This is a genomic window from Nostoc sp. NMS9 (assembly GCF_017114995.1).
Classification (GTDB): Bacteria; Cyanobacteriota; Cyanobacteriia; order Cyanobacteriales; family Nostocaceae; genus Nostoc.
In genome coordinates this window covers 58,397-75,186 of the sequence record NZ_JABXKL010000092.1, presented here as the reverse complement: position 1 = coordinate 75,186, position 16,790 = coordinate 58,397, and the positions used below count along the sequence as shown (strand labels likewise).

The window sequence follows — 16,790 nt, the reverse complement described above, 5'->3', positions numbered from 1 at the left end:
GCCCCTTCCCTACAAGGGAAGGGGAGCAAGACTTAAAGCCTCTCCCCGCTTCGGGGAGAGGTTTGGAGAGGGGTTTTAAGAATAAATCGCACATCGCGCACTCCTATTTAATACTCGGCTTTGCTGAATCAGGATATTAAAGAGCTTCACGTAAAAGCGCAAAGACGCAAAGAACAATCCATAGGTTAATTCAGCAACGCCAACTTTTCTTTCACTTTTTGACAGTTTGCACCCCAGGATATGCCAGAATTTTGGTGTCAACAGTTAGTAACGGACAGCCGTTAATTCTGGCAGTGGCTACAATGATTTGGTCAGATGGATCTCGGTGAAAACCAGTGAGTTTGGTTGATTCAACGATAATTGGAATTGTCAGTTCGAGTAGCTGCACTCCTGGATAAACTAAAGCTGCTGCTAACCAATCCTCAACTGAAATTGAAAAAGCAAGTTTGCGATTCTCAACCAGTTTGGCGACTTCCCAACAAGAAATAATGCTGACTCCTAGTCCTTGAGATTGATATTCTTCAATCCAATCTCGATATTTCTGGTTTAGTCGTTCATTATTATCTACCCACCAAATCCAAATATGGGTATCTAAAATTATCATTGCAAGACTTCCCAATCCTCTATAGGTACAGCAGGCTCAAAGGGATCATCATAGTGAATAACCGTTCCCCGTAAAGGATAAGGATTAGATTCTGAAGGTTGGGGAAAACGTTCTAAAACAATGATTTCTACTGCTTCGCCTGCTTTAAACGGTAAATCTTCAAGAATCAAGGTTCCGTTTTTAGTTAACTTTGTTTCAATTCGGTGGGCTTTCATAGTTACTCTGCTAGTTATGAATCTAATAAATCAGCAAATGGTTTTATTTGTCGTAATCCTTCCTCACGCCAATTATCATCATTTTCTCCTTCTTCTAAGTTAAATAATCTTTCTCTACACAGAATTTGCAACAACAGTGGCCAGCAGCGACTTTCTGTCAAAATCCACTCTACATCTTCGTCAGTGAAGGGAATGGGCGAACTTGCTATCAATTCTCGCGCTTCTGTCTCAGTTAATGCTTCCAGATGTGCGGTGTAACCGAAAATATTGAAAAAAGGTGAACTGTGTCCTGTGTTTCGCGCCATTTCAATCGGTGATTCGGGGGTAGCTAAGACAAATGCTAGATTTCCCCCTGTCTGGTTAGTTGCCAAAGACCGCAAACATTCCCAAAAGCCATCATCTAATTCTGGACAGCGTTCCAATCCAACACTAATCTCATCCAATAAGATGACTGTGGGAGAATGCAAATTATCGCTGACTACATCCATGAAACGATCTAAATCGCAAGGTGTCGGCACTTGCATCTTCAGTGATTCTAGGATGTACTTTAGCAATCCTTCTCGGCTTTGCATTCGTGCGTCTTGTAAGTCTACAAAAATCCAACGATAATTTTCTGGATGCGGTAGCCAGTCAGATTTTTGCTCAGGACGCAGCTGTTCTGCTGGGGTGGTGGTGATATTTTTTAAGTAGTGCAGCAGGGATGTTTTACCACTGCGCTTTTTGCCGATAATCGCGGTGTTTTGTAGAGGATGGCGTTTGAGTAAGTTGAAGAGGCGTTTTAATTCTTTTTCGCGTCCGAAAAAGTAACGCGGTTGGGTGATGGGTGCGCCTGTGATGAAGGGTGATGCTTCGCCGTTAGTTGGCTGAGGTTTAGGCGGTTGAGTTTCTGGTTCTTTGTATGCAATGTCTTGCCAGTCTAACCCCAGTTTTTTGGTAAGTTCTACGAAATTCAGATAGTCAACAGGTTTACCAGTGAGGAAGCTTTTGACTGTGGAAAGAGAAAATCCTATATCAGTAGCTAAGGACTGCTGGCTGGGATAAGCATTAACCTGAAGTGCTGACTTAACTTTTTTAATATACTCTGGGGCTACTCGGAGCGATCGCGCCATCATTCCTCATGGAGAATCTGCTGTGAGTATATCAGGTTTTTATACTAGCTAAATAGCCTTGCTGTTGAGCGATCGCCTCTTGCACTCTACTAAATTAGAGTCATCCTGAACTTAACCGATAATCAACTAATAACTCGTCTATGGATGACTATTTCTCAACTCCTTTCTCAGCCAGCACCAAGTTGTAATGGGAATGTAAGGAATTAAGGGCTTTAAAAATGAAACGAGAATTGGGAATTCTGCAAATTACCTTATCGCTTTGCGGAGTGATGATGTTTGGTACAGTCACTTACACTGCGATTAATATGGTAAATGGTCAATACCAAGTTGAAATAGCGCTCAATACTAAGGGATTCATCATTAAGTCAGATATTGACAAAAGGCAATGCGAAGCAGTAAAAAATATTGCCCAAAAGCAGGAAAGCACAAATTTCAACCATAAGACGATTAAGTAAGAGTAAAAATCAGTGATGAGTTAGAATCAATAACTTCTAATTTATTGTAAATGAGTCTTTGATACTCGTGGACGAGTCTTTGATACTCGTGGACGAGTCTTTAATACTCGTGGACGAGTCTTTGATACTCGCGGACGAGTCTTTAATACTCGTGGACGAGTCTTTGATACTCGCGGACGAGTCTTTGATACTCGCGGACGAGTCTTTGATACTCGTGGACGAGTCTTTGATACTCGCGGACGAGTCTTTGATACTCGCGGACGAGTCTTTGATACTCGTGGACGAGTCTTTGATACTCGCGGACGAGTCTTTGATACTCGCGGACGAGTCTTTGATCCTCGTGGACGAGTCTTTGATACTCGTGAATGAGTCTTTGATACTGGTAGTTTTTTTAACGAACCGCTAAAGACGCAAAGGACGCGAAGAAAGAGAAGAAATATCTCTATAAATGAAATGAAGTAAAGCGGTGCGTTAGCCTTTGGCGTAACGCACCCTACCAAAACGTTAAAGGAGTGGAAATTAATAAGGAGTTAAGAATAAATTACTCCTAACTCTTGTACAGACGCGATTAATCGCGTCTCTAATTTTTACAACGCACAAGTCAACTCGCCGGCTTTTTGACTGAAGCGGTGATTCTCCCGATAATCTACGGGACAATCTATCACGGCGGGCACATCTTGAGCGAGGGCTTCTTTCAAAGTGGGAATCAAATCTAAAGCTGATTCAACTCGGTAGCCTTTTAAACCCATACTTTCCGCTAATTTAACAAAATCGGGATTGCTAAAATGCACAAAGGATGAGTTTCCTTTGCCAAATTGATTTTCTTGCTTCCACTCAATTAACCCATAGCCACCATCATTGAAAATTATGGTGACAAAGGGTGTACCAACACGCAAGGCTGTTTCTAATTCTTGAGAATTCATCATAAAGCCGCCATCACCTGTGACAGCAACGACTTTGCGCTTAGGATGAACCAGTTTTGCTGCTAAAGCGCCAGGAATGGCAATACCCATAGCCGCGAAGCCGTTGGAAATTATGCAAGTATTGGGACTATGGCAATGATAATGACGGGCCATCCACATTTTATGTGCGCCAACATCAGAGATGACGATATCATCTGGGCCCATCACTTGGCGTAAGTCATAAATTAACTTTTGCGGCTTGATGGGAAATCCGTCATCATGGGCATACTGTTCGTAATCAGCCCGAATATCTGACCTTAAGCTGATGCCAAAGGGATCGGGTTTACCTTGTCGGTCTGCTAATTTTAAGATTTCATAGAGTGAATCTGAAATATCTCCCACGACTTCAGCGTTGGGAATATAACTACTATCAATTTCCGCCGGACTTACCCCAATATGCACAATGGGAATTTCACCATTTCGATTCCATTTCTTTGGAGAAAACTCAATCAAATCATAGCCGATCGCAATTACTAAATCTGTGTTATCAAACCCACAGGTAATGAAATCTCTTTGCTGTAATCCCACTGCCCACAAAGCTAAGTGATGGGTGTAGGGAATCACGCCTTTACCCATGAAAGTATTGACAACAGGTATATTCATCAGGGTGGCAAATTGCGTGACTGCATCACTTGCATGAGCGCGAATTGCCCCATTTCCGACTAAAATTAATGGGTTAACTGCTTGGCAAATTGCGGCTGCTGCTGCCCGAATGCTAGCAAAAGATGCATAAGTTTTTTCGCTATTATCCTTACGCAAAGGTTTGCCTTCGACGGGCATGGCAGCAATATTTTCTGGTAAATCGATGTGAACTGCACCAGGTTTTTCCGATTGCGATCGCTTAAATGCTTTTCGTACTACTTCTGGCGTAATACTCGGTCGCACAATCTGCTTATTCCACTTGGTAACAGGTGCAAACATTGCCACCAAATCTAAATATTGATGGGATTCAATATGCATTCTATCTGTTCCCACTTGACCGGTAATTGCCACTAAGGGCGCACCATCGAGGTTAGCATCTGCTACCCCAGTCATTAAGTTGGTTGCCCCAGGACCAAGAGTAGAAAGACATACTCCGGCTTTTCCTGTTAAGCGTCCGTAGACATCGGCCATGAATGCTGCACCCTGTTCATGACGAGTCGTAATAAATTTAATCGAAGAATGTTTTAACGCTTCCAAAACGTGAAGGTTTTCTTCACCAGGAAGTCCAAAAATATATTGCACTCCTTCATTTTCTAGGCACTGCACCAATAATTCTGCTGTATTCATTTTATTTCCCGACAACTCTATTAACGAATAAGACTTTTGTTCTTTGTCATTAGTCATTTGTCCTTTGACCAATGACCAATGACTAATGACTAATCATTTAACCCACACGGTTTTCACATTGACAAACTCATGTATACCTTGGATACTCAATTCTCTGCCATATCCAGAACGCTTGATGCCACCAAAGGGCAACCGAGGATCGGATTTGACCATACTGTTGATAAACACGGCACCAGCTTCGATTTCCTCAACTAAGCGATCGCTCTCTTGGTTATTGGTTGTCCAAGCACTTGCACCTAAGCCAAAGGGTGAGTCATTAGCAAGTTTGATGGCAGCATCAATATCTGGAACCCGGAATAACAAGGCTACCGGGCCAAAGAATTCTTCTTTGGCAATTGGTGTGTCGGTGGGGATATCTATGATAATCGTTGGCGGATAAAAGTTTCCAGGACGATCTGATAAAGGGTGTCCACCGGTGATGACTTTACCACCGCTGCTAATAGCACCTTGCACTTGTTGATCTAAATCCTGGAGAATACCAGGTGTTGCCAGTGGTCCTAAATCAGTATCTGGTTGCATAGGATCGCCTACTTTTAGCGCCTCAAATTTTTCTAAAAGCAATTTTTCAAATTTGTCTGCGATCGCTTCTGCGACAATAAAACGTTTCGCTGCAATACATGATTGCCCGTTATTTAACATCCGCGCTGTAGTAGCTGTGACAACTGCTGTCTCTAAGTCAGCACTTTCTAACACAATAAACGGGTCACTTCCTCCTAATTCCAAAACTGTTTTTTTAATTTGTTTGCCGGCGGCGACGGCGAGGGATGCGCCGGCTGGTTCGCTTCCTGTCAAGGTAGCAGCTTTTACGCGGTCATCAGCCATTAAATCAGCAACTTTAGCAGCGCCTATTAATAGAGTTTGAAACGCACCTTCAGGAAAACCTGCCCGTCGGATAATATCTTCAATTGCCAAGGCGCACTGCGGCACGTTGGAAGCGTGTTTGAGTAAGCCGACATTCCCCGCCATCAGGGCTGGTGCGGCAAAGCGAAAAACTTGCCAAAAGGGAAAATTCCACGGCATCACCGCGAGTATCGCACCCATTGGTTGATAACGTACAAAACTCTGGTTGGCATCAGTTTTTATACTGACATCAGCTAGAAAATCAGGGGCGTGTTCGGCATAGTAGCGACAGACGACGGCACATTTTTCGACTTCCGCGATCGCAGCTTTAAATGGTTTACCCATTTCTAGAGTCATTAACTTAGCAAATTCTGCTTTGTCTTGCTCTAAAATATCAGCAGCTTTTTGCAGCCACTGCGATCGTTCAGAGAAACTAGTCTGACGATAGTGTTCAAAAGTCTGATTAGCCAAATCGAGTTTAGCGTTAATTTCTGCGTCATTGAGCGCCTCAAAGGTTTTGAGCGTCTCCCCAGTGGCGGGATTAATGGTGGCGATCGCCATTACCTGACCTCCCGTTAAAAAATAGCTTCGGTAGGCTTCCTAGTGTTACACAGATCAATTCTGGAAGCTACCACCCAAATTCTAGTCTTTTAACCCAGAATTAGTTGCTGAATATTACAATTTTGCAATTATTTTTGAAATAAAATATACCAATCAATAGGTATTAATAGTGATAAATTAAATGCAATTAGAGTTGCTAGAATTCAGAGAATTGCAGCATTTCAATTCTCAACCATACAAGCCATAGAGGAATTAAGCTATGACTCAAGCTTTACGCAAAGTAGTTACATTCGATGAATTCGTTGCTAAATATCCAGATAACACAGGGAAACGTTACGAACTATATGATGGAGTAGTAGTCGAAATGCCCCAACCAACAGACGACCATGAAGAGGTTGTTGTATTTTTATCTACAAAAATTACTTTAGAATATAGTCGCCTCAGTCTGCCCTATGGTATACCAAAAACAGTATTAGTTAAACCACTTGAAAACGAATCAGCTTACTCGCCAGATGTGCTACTCCTAAATCTTCCTAATTTAATTAATGAACCTCTGTGGAAAAAAGAATCAACTGTTAGTCAAGCAGCATCTATTTCTTTATTGGTTGAGGTAGTGAGTACTAATTGGCGTGATGATTATCTGAAAAAATACGCCGACTATGAACAAATGGGAATTCCTGAACACTGGATTATTGATTATGCTGCATTGGGCGGTAGGGAATTTATTGGTAAGCCCAAACAACCTACTATTTTGGTTTGCTGTTTAGAAGAAGGTGAGTATCGCATTAGTAAATTTCGAGGAGATGACCGGATTCAGTCGCCAACTTTTCCACAGTTGAATTTGACCGCAGAGCAAATTTTTCGGGTTGGCAAATCTTTATCTAACAACCCAAGTTGTGTAACACGCAACTTGGGTTAGTAACTAATAATTGTTGGCACTGGCTGCAATTTTGTCTGATAAACCTTAACTAATCGCTCAATACCTTTGAAACGATAATCTCCCATTTCTTGGAAGTCTGAGGGTTGTGAAAGCATTGTATGGGTGGCTTCACTAATCACGCATTCGCTAGGGGGACAAACTGCTTCCATCCGAGCAGCAAGATTAATTGTTGCGCCTAATGCTGTATAATCTACCCTTTGGGAACTACCGACATCTCCCACCACAGCTTTACCGCTATTAATCGCAATACGTAATTGCAGGGGTTCGTGCCAAAAACCATTGGCATTAAGATGTTCAAGACGAGTGAGCATTCCTTTGGCAGCAGTAACAGCGCGATCGGCATGATCTACTTGCGGTTCTGGAGCGCCAAAAAATGCCATAATACAATCGCCAATATACTTATCTAAAGTGCCGCCGTAACCAAACACTTCTTTTAGCATTTCTTCAAATAAATTATTTAATAGTTGAGCGATCGCAGTTGGTGTTAACCTTTCAGAAATTGCCGTAAAGCCAACTAAATCAGCAAACAAAATACTGATTTCGCTCTCAGCGGGAGCTAAACGACCACTCGGTAATCCGCCTACAGATATCAACTGCTGTACAACTGCTGGAGAATGATAACGTTCTAGTCGGTGACGAATCATCTCTTCAGTTTTGAGTTTCTCTACCAGTAGCCAACGCTGCACACTAGAAGCTACAAGGTTTGCTAAAGCTGAAAAAAAGCTCAATTCTTCTTCACCTTCATTTGCCCAATGGTAAGAAGAAAAATTGGCATCGGCATACAGTACGCCCACAACTTTATTTTCATCCCATAAAGGCACCGCCATCGCGCTACGAATGCCTTTGACTAAAATACTCTGTTCGCTAGCAAACCGTTCATCCAGATGAGTATCACCGGTTTGAATGACTACTTTTTCGTCAAAGACCTTTTGACAGATACTACGACTAATCCAACTACCATCAGAAGGGAGATGTTTGTGTTGGGAAACATTTCTAGTGGCAGCATTCATTAATTCCAACTGGCCGCAACCATTGACATCAATTAATAATGCCAAGCGATCGATACTATCAAGGTAACGAAAAACTACTTGCTGCACCTGAGAAAAAATCTCTTCTATAGACGCGGCTGCACAAAGATTTTTCGCTATGTCCACTAAGTCTTTGAGACGGGCAATAGTTTTGTCCTTATTATTGATGTTGCCATCTTTACTATCAGCTGCAATCCATTGCTGTTGTAATTGTTCAACATTATGAAGGATGGTTCTTTGCTCATTAATGTCCGAAATTCCGGGATACTCAGGTGTCGGTTGAGAAACAGGGGTTGTGAGCAGTACAACCAGGCTGATATTGCCCAGCCAAATGATATCGCCGTGATGTAACTCTTGGGGATAGTTAACAAGATATTTATTGACTTGCGTCCCGTTTTTGCTGCCCAGATCCTCAATAGTCCACACACCGTCAACCGTTTTTACCAAGCGAGCATGGGTGCGAGATACTCCACCAAAAGGTAAGTACAAGTTACATTCCGGCAAACGGCCAATTGTAAATACATCTTGGTCAACTGCGATCGTTGTCTCGGTATCTCCCTCTTGTAGGCGTAGCGTAAGTTCAGTCATGAGTGTGATAGATCCATCGAAGCTAGAGGTCAAGCAACTCTAAGGTAAGTTATACCCTACAGGTTAACCTTCACCTTTTGTTTATGACACTGTTAACTGCATTCCGACAACTGTATGTGACAGATATTACATTGAATGAGGCAATTTTGCTAGAGTTTCAGTTCATATCGTGTCCGGCTAAAGACTTATCATTTAGACCGCAGTTCTTGCAGGGGGAAAGAGGCTTTTGGGATTTTTGCACAGAGTCGGTAATCATAAGTGATTAACCAGACTTAATATTCAGAGGGGATTGGCAGGATAAAAGTTTCTGGCACAACTCTATAAAGACTTGTGTGTACACCGAAAATTTGTAGGCCAGAGGAATAGAAGTGAGGTTTTCCAGAACCCGTGAAAAATCGATCTATTGAACAGCTAACGAATATCAGCGATCGCGTTTAGCAGAACGGCGCGATCCAGATGAACGAGCGCCAGGTTTCTCGCCATTGGTGGCAGGTGGGGCTGCTTTACGTTTAGCCGATATCTGTGGTAAAGGTTTAGGAGTACGAGCCGGACGCTTATCACCTCCAGGCTTGGCTCTGTGTTGCCGTCCATTTGGGATTGGTTCGGGGTTGGTATCGGGGTTGGGCGCAAAACCAGCAACCACTTCCTTCGGTAAGCGCTGCTCAATCAGTTTTTCGATATCTGTCAATAGATGCTGTTCATCGATGCACACCAGCGATACAGCTTCACCTGATGCGCCAGCGCGACCGGTGCGCCCAATGCGATGAACATAATCTTCTGGTACATTGGGCAAATCAAAGTTAACAACATGGGGCAGTTCGCTGATGTCAAGACCCCTAGCAGCAATATCTGTCGCCACCAATACCTGTAAGCTGCCATTTTTGAACTTTGCCAGAGCGTTAGTACGCACCGGCTGGCTTTTATTACCGTGGATTGCCAAGGCTTGAATCCGGTCTTCGCCCAACTGCTTCACCAAACGGTCAGCACCATACTTAGTGCGAGTGAACACTAGCACTTGATACCAATTATCTCGCCGAATCAGATGAGCCAGTAATTGGCGTTTCTTGTCACGGTCTACCTGGTAGACTTTCTGTGCGATCGTGTCGGCGGTAATGTTGCGGCGTGCTACTTCAATCATCGTTGGGTGATTGAGTAGTCCGGCGGCCAGTGCCTTAATCTTGTCTGAGAAAGTAGCGAAGAATAACAAATTCTGTCGCTGTTTGGGCAGGAGTGAGAGGATACGGCGGATATCATTAATAAAACCCATATCCAGCATCCGATCGGCTTCATCCAGCACCAAAACCTCAATCTGCGATAAATTCAGCGTACCCTGCTGTACGTGGTCTAGCAGTCGCCCTGGAGTAGCGACCAAAATATCCACTCGACTCCTCAAACGCTGTTTTTGTAGATTAATGCCGACTCCACCAAACATCACCATCGAGTTGAGATTTAAGTACTTGCCGTACTCGCGCACACTTTCTTCCACTTGGGCAGCGAGTTCGCGAGTCGGGGTGAGAATCAACGCCCGGATTGGTGGGTATCCATTAGGCGTACCTTTGCTCTTGTTAGACGACAATCGATGCAAGAGCGGCAGTGTAAAACTAGCGGTCTTTCCAGTACCAGTTTGTGCCCCAGCTAATAAATCTCTACCCGACAAGACAGCAGGAATCGACTGCATCTGGATTGGCGTGGGTTCCGTGTACCCTCGTTCGGTAACAGCACGGATAATTTCATTGGACAAGCCGAGATCGGAAAAAGACATAAGACTCCAAAAATAACATCGGCCTGTCGCCAATGAAGGCGTCAGTCTTAGGCGGACGGATAAAAAATCATTGAAAAGCTGGATGGGCAGTAGCGCAAAGACTGAAGAGCGAGTGCCGCAGTAGTTCATTCTAACAGATTGCTATCCTTTGTGTTGTTAAAGTTGCTCTGATTCAGTGTTGTGTTAAATTGGCATTACCTGCTTGTAAAGCAAAGTATTGAACAAATAGGAGAAATTCATTATCGCAATCCAAAAGCAACTGATTAATTCACAAATCAAGTCACCTAGCGTCTTCTTGATTGACCATGAGAATAACAATCGTGGTCTGATCGACACCAATGAGGCTTTACAGCTAGCCGAAAGCTTAGAGCTTGACTTAGTTGTAGTCTCTCAAGGTAAAGACGCTCCAATCGCGAAGATTCTCAACTATGGCAAGCTACAGTATCAAAAGAAAAAACGTCAGAGCCAAAGTGCTAGACCCACAGTAAAGGAAGTTCGATTCGGTCTAAACGTGGGTGTGGCTGATTACAATTTACGCATTGAACAAGCAGGTGAGTGGTTAAGTAAAGGCGATTCTGTCAAGTTTGCCATTCGTTTACGAGGCCGAGAACATCAATATCGTGACAAAGCGGGAGAACTGCTAGACCGAATTGCAAACGATCTCAGTCAAGTAGGTAAAATCCAGTCGCTGGATAAACGCGCCCTAGTTGTTCAAGTCATTCCTGCCTAGTTATCTGGCGATCGCTGGAGGATATATTTGTAACAGCTAAAGAACGAAAAAACCCGGAAGCAATACTGTAGCTTCTATGGAAAAAACATTGACATTCTCCCCATTCAAGACAGCAAGGGGATTTTTTCGTTGTGCATTGAGTCACGCTTGCACAAAGCTATAGTGGAGATAAGGATGGAACCTTAAACCAGTGGGGGATGTCATAACCCCAAGTACTGGAACATCGAAACATCCCAGATCCTGTCTACGAATATTGATAAAGCCAACCCCATTTCTGTGGGACTCAAAGCCGCACTGACACTTATAAGTGCGGTTTTTGGTTTTACGTCATATACTGCAAGATGGATTAATAGCTTTTAAGTTGAAAGCAAGAGAGTTTTACGTATAACAGAGGTACTGGGGGATTGAAAATTCTCTTCATTTTATCGCCAGTGAGAAAACCGTTCCACAATATCTTTTACTGTCTTATAACTTAGATAAACTGCTGGGCGATCTGGCGGCTAGAATACCCCTCCCCGACCATCGTTAAGACTTGAAAAGCATACTTATCTAATTGTTTTAATAGAAGGGGAAGCGATCGCTTCCCCTTTTCATCCAAAAACGCAAACTTTCCCTACACTACATATCCCTTTTGTCAACTAGAAGCTTTTAAAGCTGCTTCTGCTTGGGAATGTAACAATAAACCGTATTCCAATCCCTCTACCACCGCTTGATAGGAAGCCGCCAAAATATTGGTGGAAACCCCTACTGTCGTCCAGCGTTGACGACCATTGCCTGATTCTACCAACACACGGGTTTTCGCCGCAGTGCCCGTATGTCCGTTGAGAATCCGCACTTTGTAATCTGTCAAATCAAAAGTTGCAATTTGGGGATAAAAGTTCACCAAAGCCTTGCGTAAAGCTGCATCCAAAGCTGCCACAGGCCCGTTACCTTCTGCCGCTTCCAAAATATTTTTCCCATCAACAGCGACTTTGACTGTAGCTAGGGCATTGCTAGTTTCTTTCCCCTCAATCAAGTCACAGTGGACTTGAAAACCTTTGACTTCAAAAAACTTCTGGCGGCCTCCCAAAGCTTCGTGCATCAACAGCACAAAACTGGCCTCTGCTGCTTCAAATTGAAATCCCTCACTCTCCAAATCTTTGAGGCGCTGGAGAATTTCTCTAGCCTCTGCCTTTTGTTGATCCAATTCAATGCCAAAACTGCGGGCTTTGGCTAAAACATTGCTGAGTCCAGACTGTTCCGAAATCACGATGCGGCGACGATTCCCGACTTGTTCCGGCTGAATGTGTTCGTAAGTCAGGGGATTACGTTCTACCGCTGATACATGAATACCGCCCTTGTGGGCAAAAGCCGAACGTCCCACAAAAGGAGCGTGTTCATCTGGCGCAAGGTTGACCACCTCACTCACAAAACGACTAGCTTCTGTAAGTTGTGTGAGCTGGTCTTCTGTGATACAACTGTAACCCGCCTTCAGTTGTAAATTGGGAATTAACGAACAAAGGTTAGCATTACCGCAACGTTCACCATAACCGTTAATTGTACCCTGTACCATCTTTGCCCCTGCCATCACGGCGGCTATTGCGTTAGCAACCGCCATTTCCGAATCGTTATGAGTATGAATTCCAATTTTGGGAATTGTCCTTTGTCCTTTGTCCTCAGTCATTGGTTCTTGACAAATGACAAATGACAAATGACTAATGACATCTTGAACAATTTGGCTAATTTCATGGGGTAAAGTGCCACCATTAGTATCACAGAGGACTAGCCATTCCGCACCAGATGCGATCGCAGCCTCTAATGTCTGTAAAGCATAATCTCGATTGTGCTTATAGCCATCAAACCAATGTTCGGCATCGTAGATAATGCGACGACCTTGAGAACGGAGGTACTCAATGGTGTCACGAATCATCGCCAAATTTTCTTCTAATGTCGTCTTGAGTCCTGTTGTCACATGTAAATCCCAAGACTTGCCAAAAATCGTTACCCAGCGAGTTCCCGCAGCCAAAATATCCTGTAGCATCGGTTCGGTGGCGGCAGTGGAGTTGGGGCGTCTAGTCGAACAAAAAGCAACAATTTCAGCCTGTTTAAGCGGATCTTCTTGAAGTTGCCAGAAAAATTGTACATCCTTGGGATTGGCACCAGGCCAACCGCCTTCAATGAAGGGAATTCCCAGTTGATCGAGTCTACGGGCAATGCGTAACTTATCTTCTATCGATACTGATAGCCCCTCGCGCTGAGTGCCATCCCGTAATGTAGTGTCATAGAGCCAAAGTTGAGGTGAAGAATTTGTGGTCATAAAACTGGGACCGACGAGACAACTTTCGAGGCAATGTGTCAATATACAACAAAAAGCCAGTTTGGCAATTTAAAAATGCCTAAAGTACTAGCAGAAGGTAAAACAATTGATTGTGAGCATGGAAGCAATCTCCGCAAGATTTTGCTGCAAAATAGTATTGATCTCTACAATGACAGTGCTAAGGTAATAAACTGTCGGGGCATTGGCAGTTGCGGTACCTGTACGGTTAAGGTAGAGGGCAAAGTATCAGCAGCGAACTGGCGCGATCGAGCACGGCGTTCGCTTCCTCCCCATTCTCCTACAACAGACTTACGTTTAGCCTGTCAAACTCAGGTTTTAGGCGATGTGAAAGTGACAAAGTTTGATGGATTTTGGGGACAAAGTTCTCGAATAGTGTGGACACCAAAAGGTTAAAAAGGAGTTAAGACAACATGGGTAGATGGACACCCTTAATTTTAATGGCTGGAGGTTTGGCCATTCTGCTTGGTACATTACTAGGCATCAACTTTCCTATGGGCGTACAAACTGCTAACGCTCCCAGTGACAAGAAATCAGAAGTCTTGCCAGCTAATATCAATGTTAATAGCAGTGCTGGCAGCAAGAATGAAGAAACTGCAACAGAAGGAAACGAAACAACTCAAACAAACGAAAACAGACGCGGTATTGTCGCCCCTAGACCTGACAACAGAAGTAACGTTGCCCAGAATTCTGCCGATGACTCAACTGACAGTACAACAGACGGCAATACAGATTCTTCAGAAACAAACACGCCATCTAGCGATACAAATCAAGGCAACGAACCAATTCGCGCCTTGTGGTAAAGATAGATCCGTCTTTAGTTACGAGTTATAAGTTATAAGTTATGAGTTATTAGTTATGAGTTATTAGTTATGTACTAATGATAAATGGCTAATGATAGATGACTAATGACTAATGACTAATGACTAATGATTAGTGAGACTGTGATTATTGGTGGCGGCGTTATTGGTTTAGCGATCGCCATTGAACTAAAATTGCGCGGGACAAACGTCACCGTGTTTTGTCGTGACTTCCAGGCTGCCGCTACCCACGCCGCCGCCGGGATGTTGGCACCAGATGCGGAAAACATCGCTAATCAGGCAATGCGTTCCTTGTGTTGGCGATCGCGTGCCTTATATCCTGACTGGACGCGCAAATTAGAAGAACTAACCGGCTTAAATACTGGCTACCGTTCCTGCGGTATCCTTGCGCCCGTTTTTGAAGAGGCAGGGGGGCAGGGGGGCAGGGGAGCAGGGGAGCAGAGGAGCAGAGTGGAAAGTCTTTCCTTTTCATCTCCCTCATCCCCGGCTTACTGGTTAAACAAAGAGGCAATTCATCAATATCAGCCAGGATTGGGAGCAGAGGTAGTTGGTGGCTGGTGGTATCCTGAAGACGCCCAAGTTGATAATAAAGCTCTAGCTCACGTATTACAGACGGCAGCTGAGTCTGTTGGTGTTGAACTCAAAGACGGTATTACAGTAGAAGCATTTTTACAGCAGCAAGGACAAGTGGTTGGCGTGCAAACCAATGCTGGAATAATTCGCGCCGCACACTATGTTTTAGCTTCAGGTGCTTGGTCAAATGAATTGTTACCACTACCTGTGCTACCCAGAAAAGGACAAATGCTGAGTGTGCGGATACCAGAAGTTTCGCCGGAATTGCCCTTAAAGCGGGTTTTGTTTGGGCAGGATATTTACATCGTACCAAGACGCGATCGCCTGGTTATTGGCGCAACAAGTGAAGACGTTGGTTTTATCCCCAACAACACCCCAGAAGGTATTCAAAAATTATTACAAGGTGCTATCCGGCTGTATCCCCAATTAAAGCATTATCCCATTCAGGAATTTTGGTGGGGATTTCGCCCAACTACCCCTGATGAATTGCCCATCCTTGGCACTAGCCACTGTCAAAATTTAACTTTTGCTACGGGTCATTACCGCAACGGAATTCTACTTGCGCCCGTAACCGCCGCATTGATTGCCGATTTAATCTTAGAACAAAAGTCTGACCCCCTACTTGCTGATTTTCACTATTCGCGCTTCCAGTCCAAGTCATCTACCTCCACCCCAATGCTGACTCACTCTGCCAATTTCTCCAACGGACATCACTCTGCTATATCCCCACTCCCCACTCAAGACTCCCCACTGATTATCGCTGGCAAAATCTTCCAATCCCGCTTGATGACGGGAACTGGTAAGTATCGCAGCATTGAGGAAATGCAGCAAAGCATCGCCGCCAGCGATTGCCAGATTGTCACTGTGGCAGTACGACGGGTACAAACCAAGGCTCCTGGACATGAAGGTTTAGCTGAAGCCTTAGATTGGAAGAAAATCTGGATGTTACCCAACACCGCAGGTTGTCAAACTGCTGAAGAGGCGATTCGGGTGGCGCGTTTAGGGCGAGAAATGGCGAAATTGTTGGGGCAGGAAGATAATAACTTTGTCAAGTTAGAAGTAATACCCGACCTTAAGTATTTACTCCCAGACCCGATTGGGACACTGCAAGCCGCAGAACAACTAGTTAAAGAAGGCTTTGCAGTATTGCCCTATATCAACGCCGACCCCATGTTAGCCAAGCGCTTAGAAGAAGTAGGTTGTGCTACAGTCATGCCTTTGGCATCACCAATTGGTTCTGGACAAGGACTGAAAACAACTGCCAATATCCAAATAATCATCGAAAATGCAGGTGTGCCAGTGGTAGTAGATGCTGGTATTGGTTCACCCTCAGAAGCCGCCCAGGCAATGGAATTGGGAGCAGATGCCTTGTTAATTAATAGTGCGATCGCTCTTTCTCCAAACCCAGCAGCAATGGCTCGTGCCATGAATTTAGCAACAGTCGCCGGTCGTCTAGCATACCTTGCTGGCAGAATGCCTATTAAAGATTACGCCAGTCCTAGTTCACCTCTAACTGGGACGATTACTAGTTAGGGAATAGGGAATAGGGAATGGGGCATGGAAAATAGACAGACAAGGGAGACAAGGGGAATAACCAATGCCCAATCCCCAATCCCCAATGTAACGATTTATCTAGCAGTTTAAGACCAGATTTAGCATTTATGTAACATTAAATTAACGATAAAGATAAAGGAATTCATTCATGCCCTATACCAATGAAGAAGGCGGTCTTCTGAATAATTTTGCTCGGGAACCAAAGGTTTATCAAGCAGAACCTCCCACAGAAGGGCAAAAGCGAACTTATATCCTACTAGGAATTGCCGCTACAGCTTTGGTTGCCGGCTTGATTCTAGTCGCCTTCTTTGTTTCTAAGAGCAGTTGATCGTAAAACATTTTAAAAAAACTTCATCTTCTTTATAGTTTTTCAGGTTCCGATTTTAAGAGGGGCCTGCTTTTTTA

16 protein-coding genes are annotated in these 16,790 nt (G+C 44.0%); 8 read left to right on the top strand and 8 right to left on the bottom strand.

Features of this window, described 5'->3' with window-relative positions; translation table 11 throughout:
- Window positions 1-211: 211 nt before the first annotated feature.
- From HWQ40_RS30705 to HWQ40_RS30695, 3 genes are read right to left on the bottom strand one after another with little or no spacing between them, the layout of a single operon-like run.
- Entirely contained in the window at window positions 212-604 is a 393-nt protein-coding gene (locus HWQ40_RS30705) for a type II toxin-antitoxin system VapC family toxin (RefSeq protein ID WP_292785640.1), read from the bottom strand.
- Window positions 601-819 (bottom strand): hypothetical protein, encoded by a 219-nt coding sequence (locus HWQ40_RS30700; RefSeq protein ID WP_273767459.1) that lies wholly within the window; start codon window positions 817-819, stop codon window positions 601-603. Before HWQ40_RS30700 ends, HWQ40_RS30705 begins: the two co-directional genes overlap by 4 nt.
- Window positions 820-833: 14 nt before the next feature.
- On the bottom strand, window positions 834-1,931 hold the full coding sequence (locus tag HWQ40_RS30695; RefSeq protein ID WP_292785639.1) for an ATP-binding protein: 1,098 nt from the start codon (window positions 1,929-1,931) through the stop codon (window positions 834-836).
- Between the two features lie 215 nt (window positions 1,932-2,146).
- On the opposite strand from HWQ40_RS30695, the gene HWQ40_RS30690 reads away from it, so the two are divergent.
- Together HWQ40_RS30690 and HWQ40_RS30685 are read left to right on the top strand one after the other, a co-directional pair.
- Window positions 2,147-2,383, top strand: coding sequence for a hypothetical protein (locus HWQ40_RS30690; RefSeq protein WP_292785638.1), 237 nt, complete (start codon window positions 2,147-2,149; stop codon window positions 2,381-2,383).
- Between the two features lie 67 nt (window positions 2,384-2,450).
- Complete coding sequence (locus HWQ40_RS30685) at window positions 2,451-2,789, top strand: hypothetical protein (RefSeq protein WP_292785637.1); 339 nt, start codon at window positions 2,451-2,453, stop codon at window positions 2,787-2,789.
- Between the two features lie 181 nt (window positions 2,790-2,970).
- On the opposite strand, the gene HWQ40_RS30680 is transcribed toward HWQ40_RS30685, so the two are convergent.
- Both HWQ40_RS30680 and HWQ40_RS30675 read right to left on the bottom strand, forming a co-directional pair.
- Window positions 2,971-4,614, bottom strand: a complete 1,644-nt coding sequence (locus HWQ40_RS30680; RefSeq protein ID WP_292785788.1) for an acetolactate synthase large subunit — start codon at window positions 4,612-4,614, stop codon at window positions 2,971-2,973.
- Between the two features lie 93 nt (window positions 4,615-4,707).
- Window positions 4,708-6,075 (bottom strand): NAD-dependent succinate-semialdehyde dehydrogenase, encoded by a 1,368-nt coding sequence (locus tag HWQ40_RS30675; protein ID WP_292785636.1) that lies wholly within the window; start codon window positions 6,073-6,075, stop codon window positions 4,708-4,710.
- A gap of 259 nt (window positions 6,076-6,334) precedes the next feature.
- On the opposite strand from HWQ40_RS30675, the gene HWQ40_RS30670 reads away from it, so the two are divergent.
- On the top strand, window positions 6,335-6,994 hold the full coding sequence (locus tag HWQ40_RS30670; RefSeq protein ID WP_292785635.1) for a Uma2 family endonuclease: 660 nt from the start codon (window positions 6,335-6,337) through the stop codon (window positions 6,992-6,994).
- Here the strand turns inward: HWQ40_RS30670 and HWQ40_RS30665 are convergent.
- Both HWQ40_RS30665 and HWQ40_RS30660 read right to left on the bottom strand, forming a co-directional pair.
- Entirely contained in the window at window positions 6,991-8,631 is a 1,641-nt protein-coding gene (locus HWQ40_RS30665; RefSeq protein ID WP_292785634.1) for an adenylate/guanylate cyclase domain-containing protein, read from the bottom strand. The two genes, HWQ40_RS30670 and HWQ40_RS30665, sit on opposite strands and share 4 nt — an antisense overlap.
- Window positions 8,632-9,052: 421 nt before the next feature.
- Window positions 9,053-10,393 (bottom strand): DEAD/DEAH box helicase, encoded by a 1,341-nt coding sequence (locus HWQ40_RS30660; RefSeq protein ID WP_292785633.1) that lies wholly within the window; start codon window positions 10,391-10,393, stop codon window positions 9,053-9,055.
- A gap of 238 nt (window positions 10,394-10,631) precedes the next feature.
- Here HWQ40_RS30660 and infC point away from each other — a divergent pair, with 238 nt between their 5' ends.
- Window positions 10,632-11,123, top strand: coding sequence for a translation initiation factor IF-3 (infC, locus tag HWQ40_RS30655; RefSeq protein ID WP_334927146.1), 492 nt, complete (start codon window positions 10,632-10,634; stop codon window positions 11,121-11,123).
- Between the two features lie 634 nt (window positions 11,124-11,757).
- Here infC and cimA read toward each other — a convergent pair.
- Window positions 11,758-13,419, bottom strand: coding sequence for a citramalate synthase (cimA, locus tag HWQ40_RS30650; RefSeq protein WP_292785632.1), 1,662 nt, complete (start codon window positions 13,417-13,419; stop codon window positions 11,758-11,760).
- A 75-nt stretch (window positions 13,420-13,494) separates the two neighbouring features.
- Here cimA and HWQ40_RS30645 point away from each other — a divergent pair, with 75 nt between their 5' ends.
- The 4 genes from HWQ40_RS30645 to HWQ40_RS30630 all read left to right on the top strand — a co-directional run bounded on the left by HWQ40_RS30645 (window position 13,495) and on the right by HWQ40_RS30630 (window position 16,713).
- Window positions 13,495-13,833 carry a 2Fe-2S iron-sulfur cluster-binding protein gene (locus HWQ40_RS30645; RefSeq protein ID WP_292785631.1) on the top strand — a complete coding sequence of 113 codons (339 nt, stop codon included), beginning with the start codon at window positions 13,495-13,497 and terminating at the stop codon, window positions 13,831-13,833.
- A gap of 17 nt (window positions 13,834-13,850) precedes the next feature.
- Window positions 13,851-14,240, top strand: coding sequence for a hypothetical protein (locus tag HWQ40_RS30640; RefSeq protein WP_292785629.1), 390 nt, complete (start codon window positions 13,851-13,853; stop codon window positions 14,238-14,240).
- A 126-nt stretch (window positions 14,241-14,366) separates the two neighbouring features.
- Entirely contained in the window at window positions 14,367-16,364 is a 1,998-nt protein-coding gene (gene thiO, locus HWQ40_RS30635; protein WP_292785627.1) for a glycine oxidase ThiO, read from the top strand.
- Between the two features lie 169 nt (window positions 16,365-16,533).
- A complete protein-coding gene (locus tag HWQ40_RS30630) occupies window positions 16,534-16,713 on the top strand; it encodes a ssl1498 family light-harvesting-like protein (RefSeq protein ID WP_292785625.1) in 180 nt (59 codons plus the stop codon).
- Window positions 16,714-16,790 lie beyond the last annotated feature (77 nt).

Coding starts and splice junctions, on each gene's coding strand:
- HWQ40_RS30705 (WP_292785640.1), bottom strand. CDS start 604: ATGATAATTTTAGATACCCATATTTGGATTTGGTGGGTAGATAATAAT.
- HWQ40_RS30700 (WP_273767459.1), bottom strand. CDS start 819: ATGAAAGCCCACCGAATTGAAACAAAGTTAACTAAAAACGGAACCTTG.
- HWQ40_RS30695 (WP_292785639.1), bottom strand. CDS start 1,931: ATGATGGCGCGATCGCTCCGAGTAGCCCCAGAGTATATTAAAAAAGTT.
- HWQ40_RS30690 (WP_292785638.1), top strand. CDS start 2,147: ATGAAACGAGAATTGGGAATTCTGCAAATTACCTTATCGCTTTGCGGA.
- HWQ40_RS30680 (WP_292785788.1), bottom strand. CDS start 4,614: ATGAATACAGCAGAATTATTGGTGCAGTGCCTAGAAAATGAAGGAGTG.
- HWQ40_RS30675 (WP_292785636.1), bottom strand. CDS start 6,075: ATGGCGATCGCCACCATTAATCCCGCCACTGGGGAGACGCTCAAAACC.
- HWQ40_RS30670 (WP_292785635.1), top strand. CDS start 6,335: ATGACTCAAGCTTTACGCAAAGTAGTTACATTCGATGAATTCGTTGCT.
- HWQ40_RS30665 (WP_292785634.1), bottom strand. CDS start 8,631: ATGACTGAACTTACGCTACGCCTACAAGAGGGAGATACCGAGACAACG.
- HWQ40_RS30660 (WP_292785633.1), bottom strand. CDS start 10,393: ATGTCTTTTTCCGATCTCGGCTTGTCCAATGAAATTATCCGTGCTGTT.
- cimA (WP_292785632.1), bottom strand. CDS start 13,419: ATGACCACAAATTCTTCACCTCAACTTTGGCTCTATGACACTACATTA.
- HWQ40_RS30645 (WP_292785631.1), top strand. CDS start 13,495: ATGCCTAAAGTACTAGCAGAAGGTAAAACAATTGATTGTGAGCATGGA.
- HWQ40_RS30640 (WP_292785629.1), top strand. CDS start 13,851: ATGGGTAGATGGACACCCTTAATTTTAATGGCTGGAGGTTTGGCCATT.
- thiO (WP_292785627.1), top strand. CDS start 14,367: ATGATTAGTGAGACTGTGATTATTGGTGGCGGCGTTATTGGTTTAGCG.
- HWQ40_RS30630 (WP_292785625.1), top strand. CDS start 16,534: ATGCCCTATACCAATGAAGAAGGCGGTCTTCTGAATAATTTTGCTCGG.